General features: G+C 69.2%; 17 protein-coding genes and 1 tRNA gene. 10 read left to right on the forward strand and 8 right to left on the reverse strand.

The genetic code is table 11. The annotated features are described in order from the left end of the window. Positions 1-27: 27 nt before the first annotated feature. On the reverse strand, positions 28-1161 hold the full coding sequence (locus HFP48_RS16320; RefSeq protein ID WP_006947706.1) for a Nif3-like dinuclear metal center hexameric protein: 1134 nt from the start codon (positions 1159-1161) through the stop codon (positions 28-30). A gap of 79 nt (positions 1162-1240) precedes the next feature. Between HFP48_RS16320 and HFP48_RS16325 the strand changes: the two genes are divergently transcribed. From HFP48_RS16325 to HFP48_RS16340, 4 genes are read left to right on the forward strand one after another with little or no spacing between them, the layout of a single operon-like run. After that, positions 1241-1942, forward strand: coding sequence for an HAD hydrolase-like protein (locus tag HFP48_RS16325; RefSeq protein ID WP_006947703.1), 702 nt, complete (start codon positions 1241-1243; stop codon positions 1940-1942). Next, the gene (locus tag HFP48_RS16330) at positions 1932-2399 is read left to right on the forward strand and encodes a low molecular weight protein-tyrosine-phosphatase (RefSeq protein WP_043800863.1); all 468 of its coding nucleotides are present in this window, start codon (positions 1932-1934) and stop codon (positions 2397-2399) included. Before HFP48_RS16325 ends, HFP48_RS16330 begins: the two co-directional genes overlap by 11 nt. A gap of 28 nt (positions 2400-2427) precedes the next feature. Beyond that, positions 2428-3267: an SURF1 family protein gene (locus HFP48_RS16335; RefSeq protein WP_006947694.1), complete on the forward strand. Its 840-nt coding sequence runs from the start codon at positions 2428-2430 to the stop codon at positions 3265-3267. A gap of 23 nt (positions 3268-3290) precedes the next feature. Beyond that, positions 3291-3650 (forward strand): DUF5655 domain-containing protein, encoded by a 360-nt coding sequence (locus HFP48_RS16340; protein WP_006947692.1) that lies wholly within the window; start codon positions 3291-3293, stop codon positions 3648-3650. A 33-nt stretch (positions 3651-3683) separates the two neighbouring features. Here HFP48_RS16340 and HFP48_RS16345 read toward each other — a convergent pair whose 3' ends face one another. Next, positions 3684-5522, reverse strand: coding sequence for a long-chain fatty acid--CoA ligase (locus HFP48_RS16345; RefSeq protein WP_006947691.1), 1839 nt, complete (start codon positions 5520-5522; stop codon positions 3684-3686). A gap of 64 nt (positions 5523-5586) precedes the next feature. Further along, the gene (locus tag HFP48_RS16350; protein ID WP_168579760.1) at positions 5587-7257 is read right to left on the reverse strand and encodes an MFS transporter; all 1671 of its coding nucleotides are present in this window, start codon (positions 7255-7257) and stop codon (positions 5587-5589) included. A 505-nt stretch (positions 7258-7762) separates the two neighbouring features. On the opposite strand from HFP48_RS16350, the gene HFP48_RS31625 reads away from it, so the two are divergent. The 4 genes from HFP48_RS31625 to HFP48_RS16365 all read left to right on the forward strand — a co-directional run bounded on the left by HFP48_RS31625 (position 7763) and on the right by HFP48_RS16365 (position 9480). Beyond that, complete coding sequence (locus tag HFP48_RS31625; RefSeq protein ID WP_006947688.1) at positions 7763-8074, forward strand: hypothetical protein; 312 nt, start codon at positions 7763-7765, stop codon at positions 8072-8074. Beyond that, positions 8011-8370 (forward strand): hypothetical protein, encoded by a 360-nt coding sequence (locus HFP48_RS31630; protein ID WP_231386026.1) that lies wholly within the window; start codon positions 8011-8013, stop codon positions 8368-8370. The genes HFP48_RS31625 and HFP48_RS31630 overlap by 64 nt, the downstream gene beginning before the upstream one ends. Positions 8371-8431: 61 nt before the next feature. Next, positions 8432-8644: a hypothetical protein gene (locus HFP48_RS16360; RefSeq protein WP_029544285.1), complete on the forward strand. Its 213-nt coding sequence runs from the start codon at positions 8432-8434 to the stop codon at positions 8642-8644. Between the two features lie 41 nt (positions 8645-8685). Beyond that, on the forward strand, positions 8686-9480 hold the full coding sequence (locus HFP48_RS16365) for a hypothetical protein (RefSeq protein ID WP_168579761.1): 795 nt from the start codon (positions 8686-8688) through the stop codon (positions 9478-9480). 522 nt (positions 9481-10002) lie between these two features. Here the strand turns inward: HFP48_RS16365 and HFP48_RS16370 are convergent. Beyond that, positions 10003-10812 (reverse strand): hypothetical protein, encoded by an 810-nt coding sequence (locus HFP48_RS16370; RefSeq protein WP_029544289.1) that lies wholly within the window; start codon positions 10810-10812, stop codon positions 10003-10005. Between the two features lie 309 nt (positions 10813-11121). On the opposite strand from HFP48_RS16370, the gene HFP48_RS32110 reads away from it, so the two are divergent. Further along, positions 11122-11247 (forward strand): hypothetical protein, encoded by a 126-nt coding sequence (locus tag HFP48_RS32110; protein WP_256997112.1) that lies wholly within the window; start codon positions 11122-11124, stop codon positions 11245-11247. A 542-nt stretch (positions 11248-11789) separates the two neighbouring features. Further along, positions 11790-13220, forward strand: a complete 1431-nt coding sequence (locus tag HFP48_RS16375) for a DUF1254 domain-containing protein (protein ID WP_006947674.1) — start codon at positions 11790-11792, stop codon at positions 13218-13220. A gap of 56 nt (positions 13221-13276) precedes the next feature. Here the strand turns inward: HFP48_RS16375 and HFP48_RS16380 are convergent, their stop codons facing one another. The 4 genes from HFP48_RS16380 to HFP48_RS16395 all read right to left on the reverse strand — a co-directional run bounded on the left by HFP48_RS16380 (position 13277) and on the right by HFP48_RS16395 (position 16234). Next, complete coding sequence (locus HFP48_RS16380; protein WP_161997020.1) at positions 13277-14986, reverse strand: SulP family inorganic anion transporter; 1710 nt, start codon at positions 14984-14986, stop codon at positions 13277-13279. Positions 14987-15191: 205 nt separating this feature from the next. Further along, a tRNA-Val gene (locus tag HFP48_RS16385) sits at positions 15192-15266 on the reverse strand. 34 nt (positions 15267-15300) lie between these two features. Continuing rightward, positions 15301-15765 carry a peroxiredoxin gene (locus HFP48_RS16390; protein WP_006947670.1) on the reverse strand — a complete coding sequence of 155 codons (465 nt, stop codon included), beginning with the start codon at positions 15763-15765 and terminating at the stop codon, positions 15301-15303. 46 nt (positions 15766-15811) lie between these two features. Continuing rightward, on the reverse strand, positions 15812-16234 hold the full coding sequence (locus HFP48_RS16395) for a DUF3052 domain-containing protein (protein WP_006947669.1): 423 nt from the start codon (positions 16232-16234) through the stop codon (positions 15812-15814). Positions 16235-16495 lie beyond the last annotated feature (261 nt).

The following is a 16495-nucleotide window of genomic DNA, read 5'->3' on the forward strand; positions in this document are numbered from 1 at the left end:
GCGCGGCCGGTCACGGGGAACCCGGACCTACCGGGCTGCGGTGGTCCAGGGATCGGTGCGCAGCGCGCTGACGCGGGTCGACCAGCCGTCGCGGTCGGCGAACACGTCGTCGAGCACACCCTTCGCCTGGGCGCACCACGGGTACTCGCTGGCCCAGTGCGCGACGTCGACAAGCGCGGGGCCGCCGGCGCGCAGGTGCTCGTCGGCGGGATGGTGCCGCAGGTCCGCGGTGACGTAGGCATCGACGCCGAGCCGGCCGACGGTGCCGAGGAAGGAGTCGCCGGAGCCGCCGCACACCGCAACGGTGCGGATCATCCGGTCGGGGTCGCCGGCACCGCGCACCCCCCACTCGGTGGCCGGCAGTGCGGCCGCGACCCGCTCGGTGAACTCGCGCAGCGTCTGCGGCGCCGGGAGTTCTCCGACCCGGCCGAGACCTCGGGAGCCGGGCAGAGCGGCGAGTTCGAGCACGTCGAACGCGGGTTCCTCGTACGGGTGCGCCGCGCGCAGGGCAGCAAGCACCCGGCCGCGCACCGATCGCGGGGCCACGACCTCGATGCGGTCCTCGGCCAGGCGTTCGAGTTCGCCGACGGTGCCGACCGCCGGATCCGCCCCGGCCTCGGGACGGAACTGTCCGGTCCCGGAGGTGGTCCAGGAGCACTCGCGGTAGTTCCCGAGCCGGCCCGCACCGGCGTCGAACAGGGCGGCGCGCAGCGTCTCGGCCGAGTCGGCGGGCACGAGGACCACCCACTTGTCGACCGCCGGTTCGGGCTTGGGTTCGATCGGCCGCAGGCCGGTCAGGCCGAGCGCCTGTGCCAGCGCATCGGACACGCCCGGGTCGGCACGGTCGGCGTTGGTGTGGGCGGTGAACAGCGCGCAGCCGCCTCGGATGAGCCGGTGGATCAGGGCGCCCTTCGGGGTGTGCGCGCCGACGGTGTCGACGCCGCGCAGCAGCAGCGGGTGGTGCACGAGGAGCAACTGCGCACCCCAGGCCAGGGCTTCGTCGACGACGGCGGCGGTCGCGTCGACCGCGAGCAGGACCCTGCTCACGGGCTCGGAGGGATCACCGGCGACCAGCCCGACGGAGTCCCACGACTCGGCCAGCGACGGCGGATAGGCCGTCTCGAGCACGTCGATCACCTCGCGCAGCGTCACCGCCGTCACCGCTCCTCCTTCGTCGTCTCCCGGGTGCTGCCCGAGACCCTACGCGGCGGGCTTCGCCGGGAGCCGGGACAATGGGGACGTGACGACTCTCGCCGACCTGCATCCACTGCTGCTGCCCGCGCCCGTCGTGCTGTTCGACCTCGACGGCACCCTCACGGACTCGGCGGCGGGCGTGCTCGACGGGTTCCGGCATGCGCTCGCCACGGTGGGCGTTCCGGAACCGGCGCACGACGAGCCACAGCGGGTCCTCGGTCCGCCGATGATCGACACACTGCGCGGGCTCGGTCTCGACGAACAGCAGGTGGATCGGGCGCTGACCGCGTACGTCGAGCGCTACGACGCGCGCGGCTGGGCGGAGAACTCCGTGTTCGACGGGGTGGCGGCGATGCTCGAGCGGGTGCGCGACGCCGGGAGCCGGCTCGCCGTCGCGACGTCGAAGAACCAGGGCTTCGCCGTCCGCATCCTCGAGCACTTCGGGCTGGCCGCCCACTTCGAGTTCATCGGCGGCGCGAGCGACGACGGGAGCCGGCGGGCGAAGTCGGACGTGATCGCGCACAGTCTGGCCTCGCTCGGGGTGGACCCGGTCGCCGCGGAGGACGGCGGCACCGCGGGCGTGGTCATGGTCGGCGACCGCGAGCACGACGTGACGGGCGCGGCGCGGTGGGGTATTCCGACGGTGTTCGTCGAGTGGGGGTACGGCGCCGACGACGAGGCGGCCGTCGCCCACCGGTCCACGGCGAGCGTCGACGAACTGACGAGGGTGCTGACCGGTGACCGCTGAGCGCCTGCACGTGACGTTCGTGTGCACCGGCAACATCTGCCGGTCGCCGATGGCCGAGAAGATCTTCGCCGAGCACCTCCGCCGGGCCGGTCTCGCCGAGCGCGTGCGGGTCACCAGCGCCGGCACCGGCGACTGGCACGCCGGCGAGGACGCGGATCCACGCACCACGGACCTGTTGCGGCGGCACGGCTACCCGACCGGGCACTGCGCCCGGCGCGTGACCGACGAGCAGCTCGCCGCCGATCTGGTGGTCGCACTGGACACCGGCCACGACCGGGTGCTCGCGCAGCTCGGGGTGCCCGCCGAGCGCCGGGTGCTGCTGCGCAGCTTCGACCCGGACGCCGAGGGCGAGTCGGTACCGGATCCGTACTACGGCGACCGGCACGAGTTCGAACTGGTCCGGCGGCAGATCGAGGCGGCGATCCCGGGCCTGCTCGACTGGGTGCGACGGCAATGAGGCCCGCGTCACCGGTTACCGTGGTTACGTGCGACGACTGACGTTCCTGCTCCGCCCGAGCTGGCTGGTGCTGGCCCTGGTGGTGGGCGGCTTCGCCTACGCGTGCTTCACCGTGCTCGCGCCGTGGCAGCTCGGCAAGAACACCACCACCGAGGAGCGCAACGACCGGATCACCGCCTCGCTGGCCACGGACCCCGTGCCGGTGGAGGAGCTGCTGACCGGTGCCGCGCCGGCACCGGAGGACGAGTGGCGGCGCGTCGTCGCGACCGGGTCCTACCTCCCGGATTCGGACCTGCTGGTGCGGTTGCGCAGCGTCGAGTCCTCCCCCGCCTACGAGGTGCTCACGCCGTTCCGGCTCGCCGACGGCCGCACCGTCCTGGTGAACCGTGGATACGTGCGCCCGGAGCGGGGCACCGAGATCCCCGGGTTCGCCCCGGCACCGGCCGGTCCGGTGACCGTCGACGCCCGCCTGCGGATGTCCGAGGGGACCGCCGAGGGCAAGACCCCGTTCCGCGACGCCGGCCACACCCAGGTCTACTCGATCGACCCTGCGCAGATCGCGGCGTTCACCGGCCTGGAGCTGACGGGCGGATACCTGCAGCTGTCCGAGAACCAGGCCGGGGGGCTGGGCACGATCCCGTTGCCGCAGCTCGACGCCGGCCCCTACCTGTCGTACGGGCTGCAGTGGGTGGCGTTCGGGATCATGGCGCCGCTGGGCCTGGGGTACTTCGTATGGGCGGAGCTGCGCGAGCGCCGCAAGCGGAAGGACCCGGCGCCGGCCGCCGCCCCCGAGGCCGAACCGGTGCCCGCTCCGGTGGAGCGCAGCACCGAAGACAAGCTCGCCGACCGTTACGGCCGGTCCCGTTGAGCCACCCAGGCGAGGAGCCCGCGATGCACGCGACGATCGACGACTACCTGGCCGACAAGGATGCCGCCGCCGTCGACATGTTCTGCCGGCTCCGCACGCTCGTGCTGGGCCTCGGCGACGACGTCGAGGAGCAGGTCCGCACCGCCGAGGTGCGGTGGGGGCGCGGTCGCGTGTTCGCGGCGGCATTCGTCTATTCGTCGCGGCTCGAGATCGCGATCGACCTGCCGCGGCGGGTCCATCACCCGCAGCTGCGGGAGGCCTTCCCGACCACCGGAAAGGTGACGACCCACCGGTTGAGCATCGCCACCCCGGATCAGCTCGACGACGGCGTCGTCGCGTTGCTGGCGGAGGCGTACGCCACGGTCGGCGCAAGCACCCGATAGCAGGTTCCGCAGGGCGGTGAGCCGCGACGGGCGTCAGACGTAGAGCTGCTCGATCCGGTCGGCGAAATTGTCGACCACCAGCTTGCGGCGCAGCTTCATGCTGGGCGTCAGATCCCCCGCCTCGATGGACAGCTCCCGGTCGAGGACCGTGAACTTCTTGATCTGCTCCCAGCGGTTGAGCCGGTCGTTGAGCCGGTCGATGCAGCCGGCGATCAGCTCGCGGGTCCGCTCGTCCCGGGCGATCTCACCGAACTCCCTGCCGGCCATGCCGTTCTTGTCCGCCCACTCCGTGATCGCCTCGGCATCGAGACCGACGAGGGCGACGCAGTACGGCCGGCTCTCGCCGTACACGACGATCTCGCTGGCATAGGGGCAGATGCCCTTGAAGGTGGCGGAGATCGCGGACGGCGCGACGTACTTGCCCTGGCTGGTCTTGAACAGATCCTTCTTGCGGTCCGTGATCCGCAGGAACCCGTCGGCGTCGAGTTCCCCGATGTCGCCGGTGTGGAACCAGCCGTCGGGTTCGAGGGCCTCTGCGGTGGCATCGGGCCGCTCGTGATAGCCGTCCATGACGCCCGGCCCGCGCAGCAGTACCTCCCCGTCGCCGGCGATCCGCACCTCCGTGCCCGGGAAGGGCCAGCCGACGGTGCCGAGCCGGTACGCGTACGGGCGGTTGATGAACGACGCGGCGGACGTCTCGGTCAGGCCGTACCCCTCGAGGATGATGATGCCGGCCGCGTCGAACCACTGCGCCACGGCACGGTCGAGCGGGGCCGCCGCCGAGACGAAGAACCGCAGGCGACCGCCGAAACGCTCCTTGATGGTGGAGAACACGAGACGGTCGGCGAGCCGATACCGGAGCCGGTCGAGGCGAGAGGGTGCGCGGTCCTCCTGCCGGGCCTGCGAGACACGCAGTCCGACGCCGAGGGCCCAGTCGAAGATCTTCTTCTTCGCCCCGCCCTCCTCGGCGATCATCGCCTCGATGCGGGCGTGTGCCTTCTCGAAGATGCGCGGCGCCGCGCCCATGAAGGTGGGATGCACGACGGCGAGGTTCTCGACGATCTTCTCGACGCGGCCGTCGATCACGGTGGTGAAACCGATCTGCAGGGGCAGCGCCAGCATGACCTTGCCGAAGGCGTGCGACAGCGGCAGCCAGAGGAAGTTCAGATCGTCGGGTCCCAGGATGTTCACCGCGTCGACGGCCGCAGCCGTGTACGTCCACCCCGAGTGCGGCAGCAGCACGCCCTTCGGCTTCCCGGTGGTGCCGGAGGTGTACATGATGCTGGCCAACTGTTCGGGCCGGATCGCGTCGACCCGGTCGGCGACGACGCGGGGCGACTCGGCAAGCAGTTTCCGGCCCCTGTCCTCCAGGTCGGCGAGGCTGATGACCCAGTCCCCGTCGCCCTCGCCGTCGATGACCACCACGGTCCGCACCTTCGGCAGGTCGGCGCGGTGGGCGACGAGCTTGTCGACCTGGGTCCGGTCCTCCGCGATCACGACGCCGCTGCCCGAATTGGCGACGATGAAGGCGACGTCGGGGGCGTTGGTCGTGGGGTAGATCGTGGTGGTCGCGGCACCGGCGCACATCACCGCGAAGTCGGCGAGCACCCATTCGTACCGGGTCGACGACGCGACCGCGACCGGATCCTGAGGCTGGACCCCCAGGGCGATCAGGCCCGCGGCGAGCGTGTCGACCCGCTCGCCCACCTGCCTCCAGGTCACGCTCTCCCAGCCGTCACCCTTCGGATACCGGAAGGCCTCGGCCTCGGGAGTCGCCGCAACCCGGTCGACGAACAGCCGGGCCACCGACGGCGCCCGGTTGTCGAGCTTCGAAGAGTCCACCGGTTCGTCCGCCACCCGCAGCGCAGCCATGCGCCGAGTGTAGGACTGTCCCGGTCTCCGACGTGGGCGGTTGCGCAAACGAGGGCACCCCCGGTCACCGACGCCGGGCAGGTACCCGCGGGAGTCGTAGCGCGACAACGTAGCCGACGGTCGACATGACCGCCATGGCGCCGACGGCGAAGGTCAGGGCCCGGTTCCTGGCGTCGGCGTTGATCCGCACGAGCTCGTCGGCAGCGGGACCCCCGACGCCCCGTGCCGCGAGGTTGGCACCGACCTGGTCGTCGCTCAGCGCGGTGACCTGGACCTGCTGGTCTACCGTCTGCTGGACGAGCTGCTTCTCCGCGGCGTTCAGCACGGCGCTGTCGTCCACCCCCGACTGGAACGAGGAGACCAGCGCCGTCGTCAGGAACGCACCGGCCAGTGCCACTCCGAGTGAGCTCCCGAGGTAGTTGATGCTCCGCGACAGGCCCGTCACGTCGCTCACCTCCTCCGCCGGCGGCGTCGACTGGATCAGGTCGGTCAGCGTCATCGTCATGCCCTGGCCGACACCGAGGAGGAAGAGCCCCGGCGCGAGCGCCAGGCCCGTCGCGGTCTGCCCCGTCTCGCGCGGGTCGAACATGGCGGCGACCGCGACGCAGCCCGCGATCATGAACAGGAACGACCACAGCTGGGCGGTCCGATGAGTCATTCGGCGGCCGGCGACGAGCCGGGCCGCCGCCGAGGCGGCGACGATCAGCCCCAGCGTCACGGGCAGCATGGCAAGGCCGCTCCACAGCGCGTCGAAACCCAGCGTCGTCTGCAGGAAGACCGGCACCAGGAACAGGACACCCGCGGTCACCAACGCCTGCATCGCCAGGGTCTCCGAGCCGGCCCGCGTCGTCCGATTTCGCAGCACCGCGATCCGCACCAGCGGATCTCGACCGTTCGTGACGAGGTGGCGCTCCCACGCGGCGAACGCGACCAGGACCACCAGCCCGGCGCCGCCCAGTACGAGCACGGGCGACACCCCGCCCCGTTCGAGCACCGTGTACCCGAGCACCTCGAAGTCCTGCCGGGCCCGGACCAGGCCGTACCTGCCGGCCAGCAGCGTCCCGACGACGAGGAGCCCGAATCCGGTCGCGGACAGCACCGCTCCCAGGAGGTCGAACCGGCGATCCTCCGCCGGAACGCTGCGTCGCCCCGGTTCGGCGACCCGGCGCATGAGGAGCAGCACGACAACCGTCACCACGGTTCCCATGAGGAACGACACCCGCCAGCTCAGGAAACTGGTGATCACGCCACCGACGATGGGGCCTGCCGCCGCGGCGACCCCGCCGACCGTCCCGATCGTCGACAACGCCCTCGTCCGCGTGGCGCCGGTCAGGGCGTCGGTGAGCAGGGCAAGCATGGCCGGGATCATGAGTGCCACGCCGATCCCCTGGAGCAGGGACCAGCCGACCAACATGAAGACGATACTCGGGCCGACGGCAGTGATGAGCGTGCCGAGCCCGAAGATCTCCGCGCCCAGGACGAAGGTTCGTCGGTAGCCGAGACGGCCTCCGAGCTTGCTGCTCGTGATCAGGAACGCGGCGATGACGAGGGAGTACAGCGAGATCGCCGACTGTACGGCGGTCAGAGTGGTCTGCAGATCCGCGACTATGGCCGACATGGCCACGTTCATGGCGGTCGAGTTGTAGACCATCAGGAAGTTCTGGACCGCAAGGGGGAGGAACAGGGCTCCGGCGACGCCCGGTCCCGGTGTGCCGGTCCTTCCGCCGCCGTTCACGTCGGCATGGGCGACGACCCTGATGCCGCCGCGCCCGCGCGGACACCGACTGCTGCCGCGGCCGCGGCGGACACAACGGAAAGGGCGATGCCCGGAAAAGCGGGTGCCACCCCGGCGGACGACGTTGCGGTACCACGAAGTCGCACGACGAGCCTCGATTCTGCCCGTGGCCGGTGGCATCACGACCGGCCCGTGAGTTCGACGGTACGACCTCCGGACGGCCCGACGGCGAGAATCGGCGACGTGCCTGGTTCCGCCGTTCGACCACGATCTCGCGACTCCGTTCAGTCTGGGCCACAACAGGTCCGAAGGGTCGAGCCGGGAGTGGTCGGTCAGGCGGTGTGCTGATCGGAGACACCCGGCCGGCGCTGCCGGCTCCCCGAGCGGCCATCGGCGGTACGTATCCGCGAAGGTGGAGGATAGAAGTCCCACAGACGCGTCACATCTCATCGATGCCCACTCCCGTCTGCGAAAGCGCAGACCTGTCTCAGGCAGATGGAACGTGATGGACGAGGTAAGCGGTGCGATCCGATTCCCGGCCGCGTTCACCGCGATCGAGAACCATTTCACATGGAAGCTCCAGACCGACGACGGCCGGACCGGCTTCGTCCGGATGGCCGAGGACTACGCGCGGCGACACCACACCCGGCTCGATCTACCGGCGTTGCGCGCGTTCGCCGATCTGCGTAACGCCCGCAACGCCCACTCGCGTCTTTCGGACTCGACGATCCGCTCCGCTCGGTCCTCGAGGAGATCCGCCGGCACCACTACTCGCAGTTTCCCATCTGCGACGACCGCACCTACCGCGGTCTGCTGACCACCAACTGCATCGCACGCTGGCTCGCACACCGCCTGGCCACCGACGAGATCGTCGAAGGCGAGACCGTGGGCGCGGCACCGGAGTTCGTCGAGCCCCACGATCGAGCCATCCATCTGTCCCGCAAGACGACCGTGCCGCAGGCCCTCAAGAAACTCTCCCCACCCGCCGACGGCGGACTCCCGCCGACCGCCTTGATCATCACGCACAGCGGCAAGCCCCACGAGAGCCCACTGTCCCTCGTCGTCGCGGACGACCTGCCGGTCCTGGTCGCCGCGATGAGCGCGGGAACATAACTGGGCACATTGCCGATACTCCTGTCGACGGCGGCAACTCGATTCCGACCGGGAGGTCCCCGTGAGACCCGGCGAAGTGCGGCTCGGCCAAGGAGTCTGGTGGGCCGAGGAATATTGGCGGGTGATGGGCGTCTACGACGACGGCAGACTGCTGCGCCTGGCGAGACCGACCCACTTCGAGGACGGCAGCTTCTCGTTCACCGAAAACGTGGTCAACGACGTACCCGTCGAGTTCGTCTCGCCCCCCGACTCGCGTGGACCCGGCTGGACATAGCAGGCGACGACAGCGCCACTCCGGGTCACGAAGAGGGAATCGTGAGAATCACTCTGCCCAACGGCATCGTCATCGAGGACGACGACCCATCCGCTGCCGCGGCCGCTGCCCTCGCGGGCCTCGCACCCGTCGTTGACGATGCCGGCCCCGCCCCGAATGACGTCCCGGACGAGGAATCCGCCGGTTGCTCGGAGGACGCGGCACTCGAAGCCCTGCACATCGTGCGTGCTCGACCGAAGCCGGTGACCGTCACGTACCTCGCCAGGAGATCGGGCATCACCCCGGAGGACGCCCTGGAACGACTCGCGATGCTTGTCGTGATGGGCCGGGTCGAGCAACTGTCCGACGGCATCTACCGCCCGATCGACAACGTCAACGACGTCGACGAGAGCGAGCCTCGGGACACCGCGGCGATGAATGCCGGCACCCCGGCCGAGGAGTCCGAGACGGTGCCCTCCGCGGAACCCGACCCCTTCGATGCGATCATGACTTTCAGGCGTGAGGTGCAAGCCCTGCTACCGACCCGACGTGACCGCGAGACCTACGACCTGTTCGTCTCCCGACGCAAGCGTTTGTCGAGTGCACGTGCCGCTGCGCTGCTCGAGCCGTCCCATCGTCGGGCGATACAGGCTCGGCTCGACGACGACCGCGACCGGCAAACCTTCGAGTTGTTCGTCGAGAACGACGCCTTCCAGTCGGAGGGCACGGTCGCCGGTTCGCTCTTCATCACCCGCCGTGAGGCCGAGGACCGGCTGCAAAGACTGGTCGCGCGCGGAGTCATCGGACGCAAACCAACCGGCTACGGGACCTACCACCGCTACTACACCATCGACTGACTTTCTCCGAGTAGGCGAACAGTGCTGGACTGCACCCTTCAGGCGCTCATAGACGGTCGGAAACAACGCCACCAGCAGCTTCTGCGACATCCTCTGGTTGTCGAGGATCTGCGCCGACCGGTCCGCCGAGGAGTCCATAGCTCCCGATCACCGCGGCGAGGAATTCACTGTGCAGGTCCTGGCTCGCCGAGAACGGCTGCATGGTGCCGTCTGCGCCTGCTGCAGGGTCTCGGACTCCTCGAGCCGGTCCCGAATGTAGGTGACGACGTTGCGCACGCTCGAGTCGGGGTGGTCACCGGAGCAGGCACTGCGGGACCGGCGCATACCCGAGGGGGCGACGAACGAGCGGCACTCGTTACCCGCCGGAACGATTCGAGGATCGGGTCGGGCAGTCGGCGCAGCGCCGGACGGCTGCCGGGCCGTGTAGTCCGTACGCTGTGCCGTCCATCCGGCCTCACTGCGGAGCGGCTGAGAGGGCGGGGAAGACCACGCGGTAGACCGACGGAACGGCACCTCCGGGCGTCAGTCGCCGGTCCCTCCGAACTCGGGAGGGGTGTCGCGGTAGGTGAACGGTTCCAACGTCACCATTGCGCCGGTGCCTTCGTCACCGTCGACGAGTTGGGCCGCCGTGGCTCGGAATTCCACGCCGACGGTCCTCACGTACCCGTCCGCCTCCCACTGCCCGACCCTCCACCGCAAGTAGTCCCGCAGATCGTCCAAGCTCGCGAAGAACGTCACCGACTTGGGTGCGAGAACCACGCCGTCCTGCCGCCACGACTCTTCCAGGCCGTAGTAGCCGCGGGTGTGGCCGGCCCAGACCTCGTCGAGGGGCACAATCAATTCACTGGGATCGCGTATCGGAACAGGACGCCATCCGTCCTTCGCGGGCTTGCCCTCGAGCACACGATCGGGTGCGCCACTGAGCGTCACGAGGGCCTGCATCTCGGCATCCGGCAGTTCGCGGAACGCCGCGGGGCCGTTGACTGCATTCGAGCTCTCCAGGGGCGTCCCCGCTTTTCGCTCGTGCACCGGGAACGCCGGCGTCAGCCAGTGGATGGGCTGCAAGTAGATTCTGCGAACGCCGGGCTCCCCAGTCAGCTTGGTGACCGTGCAGAACCCGACCACGGACTTCGAATCGGTCTGATAGGCCGCCACCACGTCCCCGGCCGTCACTTCTTCGGCGAGATGCTTGGACACCTCACCCGACAGCGTCGAGTAGTCCCCGCCCCACTCGACAGGTGCACCTCGACTGAACACGCCCCGTAGCCAGTCACCGTAATACCCGGACGGCCCGCCTTCCGCGGCGTTGCACTTGTAGAGCCAGAACCCCATCTCTACCTCTCCCGGTGACCGCAACAGACCGAAGCTGGGCCTTCCCAGTCCGGGGTAACCTCGCGAACTCCGCCTACCCGTTTCTGTGCCTTTCAAAAGCGGCGGGTCCTCGATTGGGAGAATCGGCCGCCGGTGGCTGGTGCCGCCCGCACAATCGCAACCATGGAGCTGGACGGTAATGACCTCGGAAGGCTGCGCCGAGTCGCGGACCCACTCAGTGTCCGGACGTCAGAAGCAGGTGATTTCACGCCCTGGCTTGCCGAGAACATCGACCTCCCGGCTGAGTAGCTCGAGAGGCCGTTGACGGTCGTGTCCACACAGGTCGCTGTCGGCGAATTCTGCTTCGACATCCAGGCGGAGGACGACAACGGCCGCACCGTCGTCATCGAGAACCAACTCGAGCGAACCGATCACGGGCACCTGGGCAGAGCCTGATGTACGCAGCCGGCTTCGACGCCGCGGCCATCGTTTGGGTATCGACACGGTCGGTGAAGATCACCGAAGCGCGCTCGACTGGCTCAACGAACGCACTGACAGCTCGGTCGGCTGTTCGACGACGACCTCGAGGCGGTCGCGAGCGCCCTCTCGGAGGCGCGAGCTCGGGCGAATGTGGGCAAAGCCCTTCCGGCGGTGAGGTACCGGACCCTGGACAGGCTGCTGGGCAGCGTGGGTTGCAGCAGCTGCTCGACGGCACCTATGACATGCCCGGCGTCGTGCGTACGCGCTACGGGGATACCCGTCACCATCCTCCAGGTCGGCCTCACCCAGGTGAGTGCGCTCCTTCCACCCAGGGCAGCGGTTCATGAATGCCACAACCGGCGACCTCGAGACCGTGACGGGTGTACCACGCCGTCCCGTGTTCCCTCGTCGATCCGGCACACAGTGAGGGCAGAGACGGCGCATCCTGAGTGGGTGGCGCGAGCCGTCGGGTCGGCGGCGGAGAATCTCGGCAAGGGCTATCGACACAGGAGGACGCGATGACCTCACCTGCGAACAGCACCCCGATTCCGCCCGGCATCGAGATGCCGGACGAGGTCCGCACCCGGTTGGGCACGCTGCGGTCCTTCGACGGAGTCCCGGACGACGAGACGACCCGGACACTGTTCGACAACCTGGACTTCCAGCGGGCGGTGCAGGCGTACCTGCTGGCGCAGCATCCGGTGTCGTGGGCGGCGTGGCGCCGGGGGCTGCTGCGCTGGGGCCCGGCGAACACCACGATGGCGCTCTGGGAGGACCTGTGCCACCCGTGCACCGTCGGACCGGCGATGCACACGACCGTTGTGTACTTCTACATGTGGATCGACCTCCACGACGGACCCCTCGTCCTGGACGCCCCGCCCGACGTGTACGGCCTGATCGACGACTCGTGGGGGCGCTGGGTCGTCGACATCGGCGCCACCGGACCCGACAAGGGCCAGGGTGGCAAGTACCTGTTCCTGCCGCCTGCATACGACGGCGAGGTCCCGGACGGCTACTTCGTGGTGCGGTCCCGTAGCTACGGGATGTGCCTCGTCTCGCGCGGTTTCCGCGACGAGCACGGCGACCCGCATCCGGCCGCCGACATGATCAAGGCGAAGACCCGGGCTTACCCGCTGGCTCAGGCCGACGACCCGCCGCCGATGCGATTCGTGAACGTCTCCTTCGAGCCGTGGGTCACCATCCCGGCCGCCGACTACCAGTACTGGGAGCTGCTCAACGAGGTGGTGCAGTCCGAGCTGCCGGAGTCATCCGACCCGGTCACGCTGGGGATGTTCGCCGCCGTCGGCATCCAGCACGGCAAACCGTTCGACCCCGACGAGCGGATGCGGGCAATCCTGACCGAGGCAGCCGCGGTCGGCGACGCGACCGCCCGCGCGCTCCTCTACCGGGTCCGCCAGCCCGAGGCACGCTACTACCCGGACGGCGCCTGGCGGGTCTTCCTCTTCGCCGGTTACCAGTTCCAGGACAATGGCGCCGCGATGCTCGACACCGCCGCCGCGCTCGGCTTCATAGGGAGCGGATCGAGTCCGGCGTACCTGACGGAGATGGTCGGCGCCGGATCGCAGTATGTCACGGCGTTCGTCGACGCCACCGACGCGCACTTCGACGGCGGCAGGACCTACCGGCTGCACGTCCCGCCGAACGTGCCGGTCAACACCTTCTGGTCGATCGTCGTCTACGACACCCAGACCCGGTCGATGCTGCAGACCGACCAGGAATGGCCCACCGTTGCCAGCGACCGCGACATGATCTCGAACGCGGACGGCTCCGTCGACGTCCACTTCGGTCCCGAACGGCCGGAGGGCAGCCGCAACTGGATCCAGACCCTGCCCGGCAAGAGCTGGTTCGCGATAGTCCGGCTCTACGGTCCGCTGGAACCGTGGTTCGACAAGACATGGAGACTGCCCGACATCGAACCGCTCGCGTAGCAACTGGGAATGGTCCGCCCTGACGGCCGGTGCCTCTCCACCGGCCGTCAGAGACGTCACGCCGACTTCTGGTCGGTGTCCGGCGGGTGGTCGAGCTTGCGACGGGCCGCGGTGACGGCCGCGTCGACGGTCGAGTGTGCGTCTGTAACGACACTGGCGATGCCGGTCGCGCTGAGCAGGTCGCGCACCTGGCCGATCTCGCCGGCGAAGAGCAGCCGAATGTGGTGGTGCTCGAGGTCGGCATACAGCCGGTCCAGCATCTCGACGGCGGTGATGTCGATTCCCGGCACAGCTGCGGTGTCGAGGACGACGGCCCGCGTGTCGTCATGGACATGGCCGCGTACGGCCGCTGCCACGTTGTCGGCGTTGGCGTAGATCAAGCCGGACTCGGGCCGCAGCACCACGATTCCGGGCTCAGTGAGCGCGTCGGGATGGCGCTGCAGGTCGACCCAGCGGCTCTTGTCCGGTGTGCGGCCCAGCTCGGCGACGTGGGGCCGCGAGGCCCGGAACAGCAGGAGCAGGACCGACACCGCGACACCGAGGAAGAGCCCGGGAAGGATGTCGAAGACCAGCACACCCACCATGGCGCTCGCCGCGGCGAGGAAGTCCGCGTACGCCGCGACGCCGTAGATCCGCCGCAGGCTCGGGGTCGCCAGGCGCGCGTACTTGCGCAGCGTCCGGAAGTCGACGAGCTTCGTGACGGCCGCGATCACCACGGCGGCGAGGGTGGCCTCCGGCAGGTTCGCGAACAGACCGGTCAGGAACAGCAGCGTCATCACCGTCAGCGCCGCCACGACGATGCCAGAGATCTGCGACACCGCCCCGGCCGAGACGTTGACCGCGGTCTTCGACAGGGACCCGTTGACGATCATCCCGGAGGACAGTCCCGCGCCGATGTTCGCTGTGCCCACCCCGAGCAGCTCCTGGTTCGGATCGATCTCGTAGTGTTCCTTGGCGGCGTAGTTCTTGGCTGCTCCGACGCCCTCGGCGAACGCCACCAGCAGGATCCCTGCCGCCGACGCGAGCAGCGTGACGTAGTCGGATCCAGGGAGGCCGGGGAGCCCGAGCGGAGGTAGCCCGCCTTCGATCCGCCCGACGATCTCCACTCCCTTGGCGTCGAGGCCGAGGACCGAGACGGCGACGATTCCCAGGACGACCGCGACCAGCGGTGCGGGCAGCCGGGGCGACACCCTGTGCAGGACCAGTACGACCGCAAGGGAGCCGGCGCCAACGGCCAACGTCCAGCCGTTCGTCCCACCCAGCGACGTGACCAGGTGCCAGGCTTTTTCGAAGAAGTCCCCCTCTCCCCTCGGGACTCCGAAGAGCTTCGGGAGCTGGCCGACGATGATCGTCAGCGCCAAGCCGACGATGAACCCCTTCAGCACCGGCTCGGAGATGAAGGAAGCCAGAAACCCCAGACGCAACAGCCCCGCGAGAATCCCGAGCGCACCAACCAGCAGCGCCAGACCGGCCGTCAGCGCTGCCGAATCGGCGTCACCGGAAATGCCGGCAACAGCAGCACCCGAAAGCGCCGCGGTGGCCGCCATCGGCCCCACCACCAGGTGCCGGGAGCTGCCGAACAGCGCGTAGAGGAGCAGCGCCGCGGGCGCGGCATACAGGCCGATCACCGGGGACACCCCGGCGATCGTGGCGTACGCGAGGGCCTCGGGCACCAGAACCGCCCACACCGTCAGGCCGGCCAGCAGGTCACGTCCCATCTGGTTGGCCCGATAGCCCTCGAACGACGTGAGCAGCGGCACCTTCACAACACGAGCACAGCAAACCCGGCCCGGCCACGACAGAGCCCAAAGACCCCGGGTGACGCCGCACGATCCCCGGCACACCGCGGCCCCGGCCTGGCCGTGTCCGCGGGTGTCAACGTAAAGGCCCTGCAGTGGATGTCGGGTGGGCAGAAGCCCCCTCGAGCGGTGAGGGACCGGCCGCTGACCAGGTCTTTCACCGCCACTCCCCTGGTGGGCGCGGAGGGTTTCGAACCCCCGACCGCTGGTGTGTAAAACCAGAGCTCTACCACTGAGCTACACGCCCGCAAATCCGACGGCTCGCGCCGCCGGACTGTGCCTCAGGACTTTAGCGCGGCCAGCGCTCGCACCCAAGCGCCCTGGTCACGGGGTTCGCCGGGCTGATTCTCCTCGGCGAACCGGATGATGCCGTCCTTGTCCACGACGAACGTGCCGCGGTTGGCGAAACCGAACTTGTCGTTGAACACGCCGTAGGCCTGGGCGACGGCGCCGTGGGGCCAGAAATCGGACAGCAGCGGGAACGTGTAGCCCTGCTCGGCGGCCCAGATCTTGTGCGTGGGCGAGGCCCCCACCGAGACGGCGATGATCGCGGTGTCGTCGTTCTCGTACGTCGGCAGGTCGTCCCGCACGGCGCACAGCTCGCCCTGGCAGACCCCGGTGAACGCCAGCGGGTAGAACACGAGCAGCACGTTCTTGTGCCCGCGGAAGCTCGACAGGGTCACTTCCTGGTTGTTCTGGTCCTTGAGTGTGAAATCGGGCGCCTCGGCACCCACCTCGATCGCCATCGCGTCGGTCGTCCTTACTTCGGTGGAGGTGAACTGAGCGGTGCGCTCAGCGCTTGGTGCGGGCGGCCTTCGGCTGCACCAGCCGGCTGCCCACCCAGTCGCCGAGGTTGGCGGTCGAGGTCTGGGTCAGGCCGGCGGTCGTGGCCGATTCGGCGATCTCGCTGGGCTCGACGTGATCCGCGCGGCCGGTCTTCGGGGTCAGCACCCAGACGACGCCCTCGTCTGCGAGCGGGCCGATCGCATCCATGAGCGCGTCGACGAGGTCCCCGTCGCTGTCGCGCCACCAGAGGAGCACCACGTCGACGACCTCGTCGGAGTCCTCGTCGAGCAGGTCCGATCCGATGGTGTCCTCGACGGCGGCCCGCAGGTCGTCGTCCGTGTCCTCATCCCAACCGAGTTCCTGAACCACCTGGTCGTGGGTGATACCGAGCTTCTGAACGTAGTTCTGGGCGTCCGCCGCGGCGACCACGGTGGTGTCCTCCTTCGGTTGGGCCGCGGGCCTGCCGCGTACCGGATGTCACGAGCGATTTTTCAAAGCGAACATCCTCGGGGGGCTCAACGCAAGCCGAATCGCAAGGAAAGTCACAACATTCTTCCGGGGACGTTACCGCGAGGAGCTCCGCACCGCCGATTCTGCCGCGCGGAGTCGAACGGTCCGGATACCCGCCTCGCGGCCGCTTCACACCCGGGGGGATGCCTCCCACCGCGCGATGGGGGAAGATGAGCAGTG

The sequence above is a fragment of the Rhodococcus sp. DMU1 genome, assembly GCF_012272955.1.
GTDB classification, from domain to species: domain Bacteria; phylum Actinomycetota; class Actinomycetes; order Mycobacteriales; family Mycobacteriaceae; genus Rhodococcus; species Rhodococcus aetherivorans.

Excerpts from the sequence above, each read along its gene's own strand:
- HFP48_RS16340 (WP_006947692.1), top strand. The coding sequence starts at position 3,291 with ATGCACGCGACGATCGACGACTACCTGGCCGACAAGGATGCCGCCGCC.
- HFP48_RS16345 (WP_006947691.1), bottom strand. The coding sequence starts at position 5,522 with ATGGCTGCGCTGCGGGTGGCGGACGAACCGGTGGACTCTTCGAAGCTC.
- HFP48_RS31625 (WP_006947688.1), top strand. The coding sequence starts at position 7,763 with ATGGACGAGGTAAGCGGTGCGATCCGATTCCCGGCCGCGTTCACCGCG.
- HFP48_RS16370 (WP_029544289.1), bottom strand. The coding sequence starts at position 10,812 with ATGGGGTTCTGGCTCTACAAGTGCAACGCCGCGGAAGGCGGGCCGTCC.
- HFP48_RS16375 (WP_006947674.1), top strand. The coding sequence starts at position 11,790 with ATGACCTCACCTGCGAACAGCACCCCGATTCCGCCCGGCATCGAGATG.
- HFP48_RS16390 (WP_006947670.1), bottom strand. The coding sequence starts at position 15,765 with ATGGCGATCGAGGTGGGTGCCGAGGCGCCCGATTTCACACTCAAGGAC.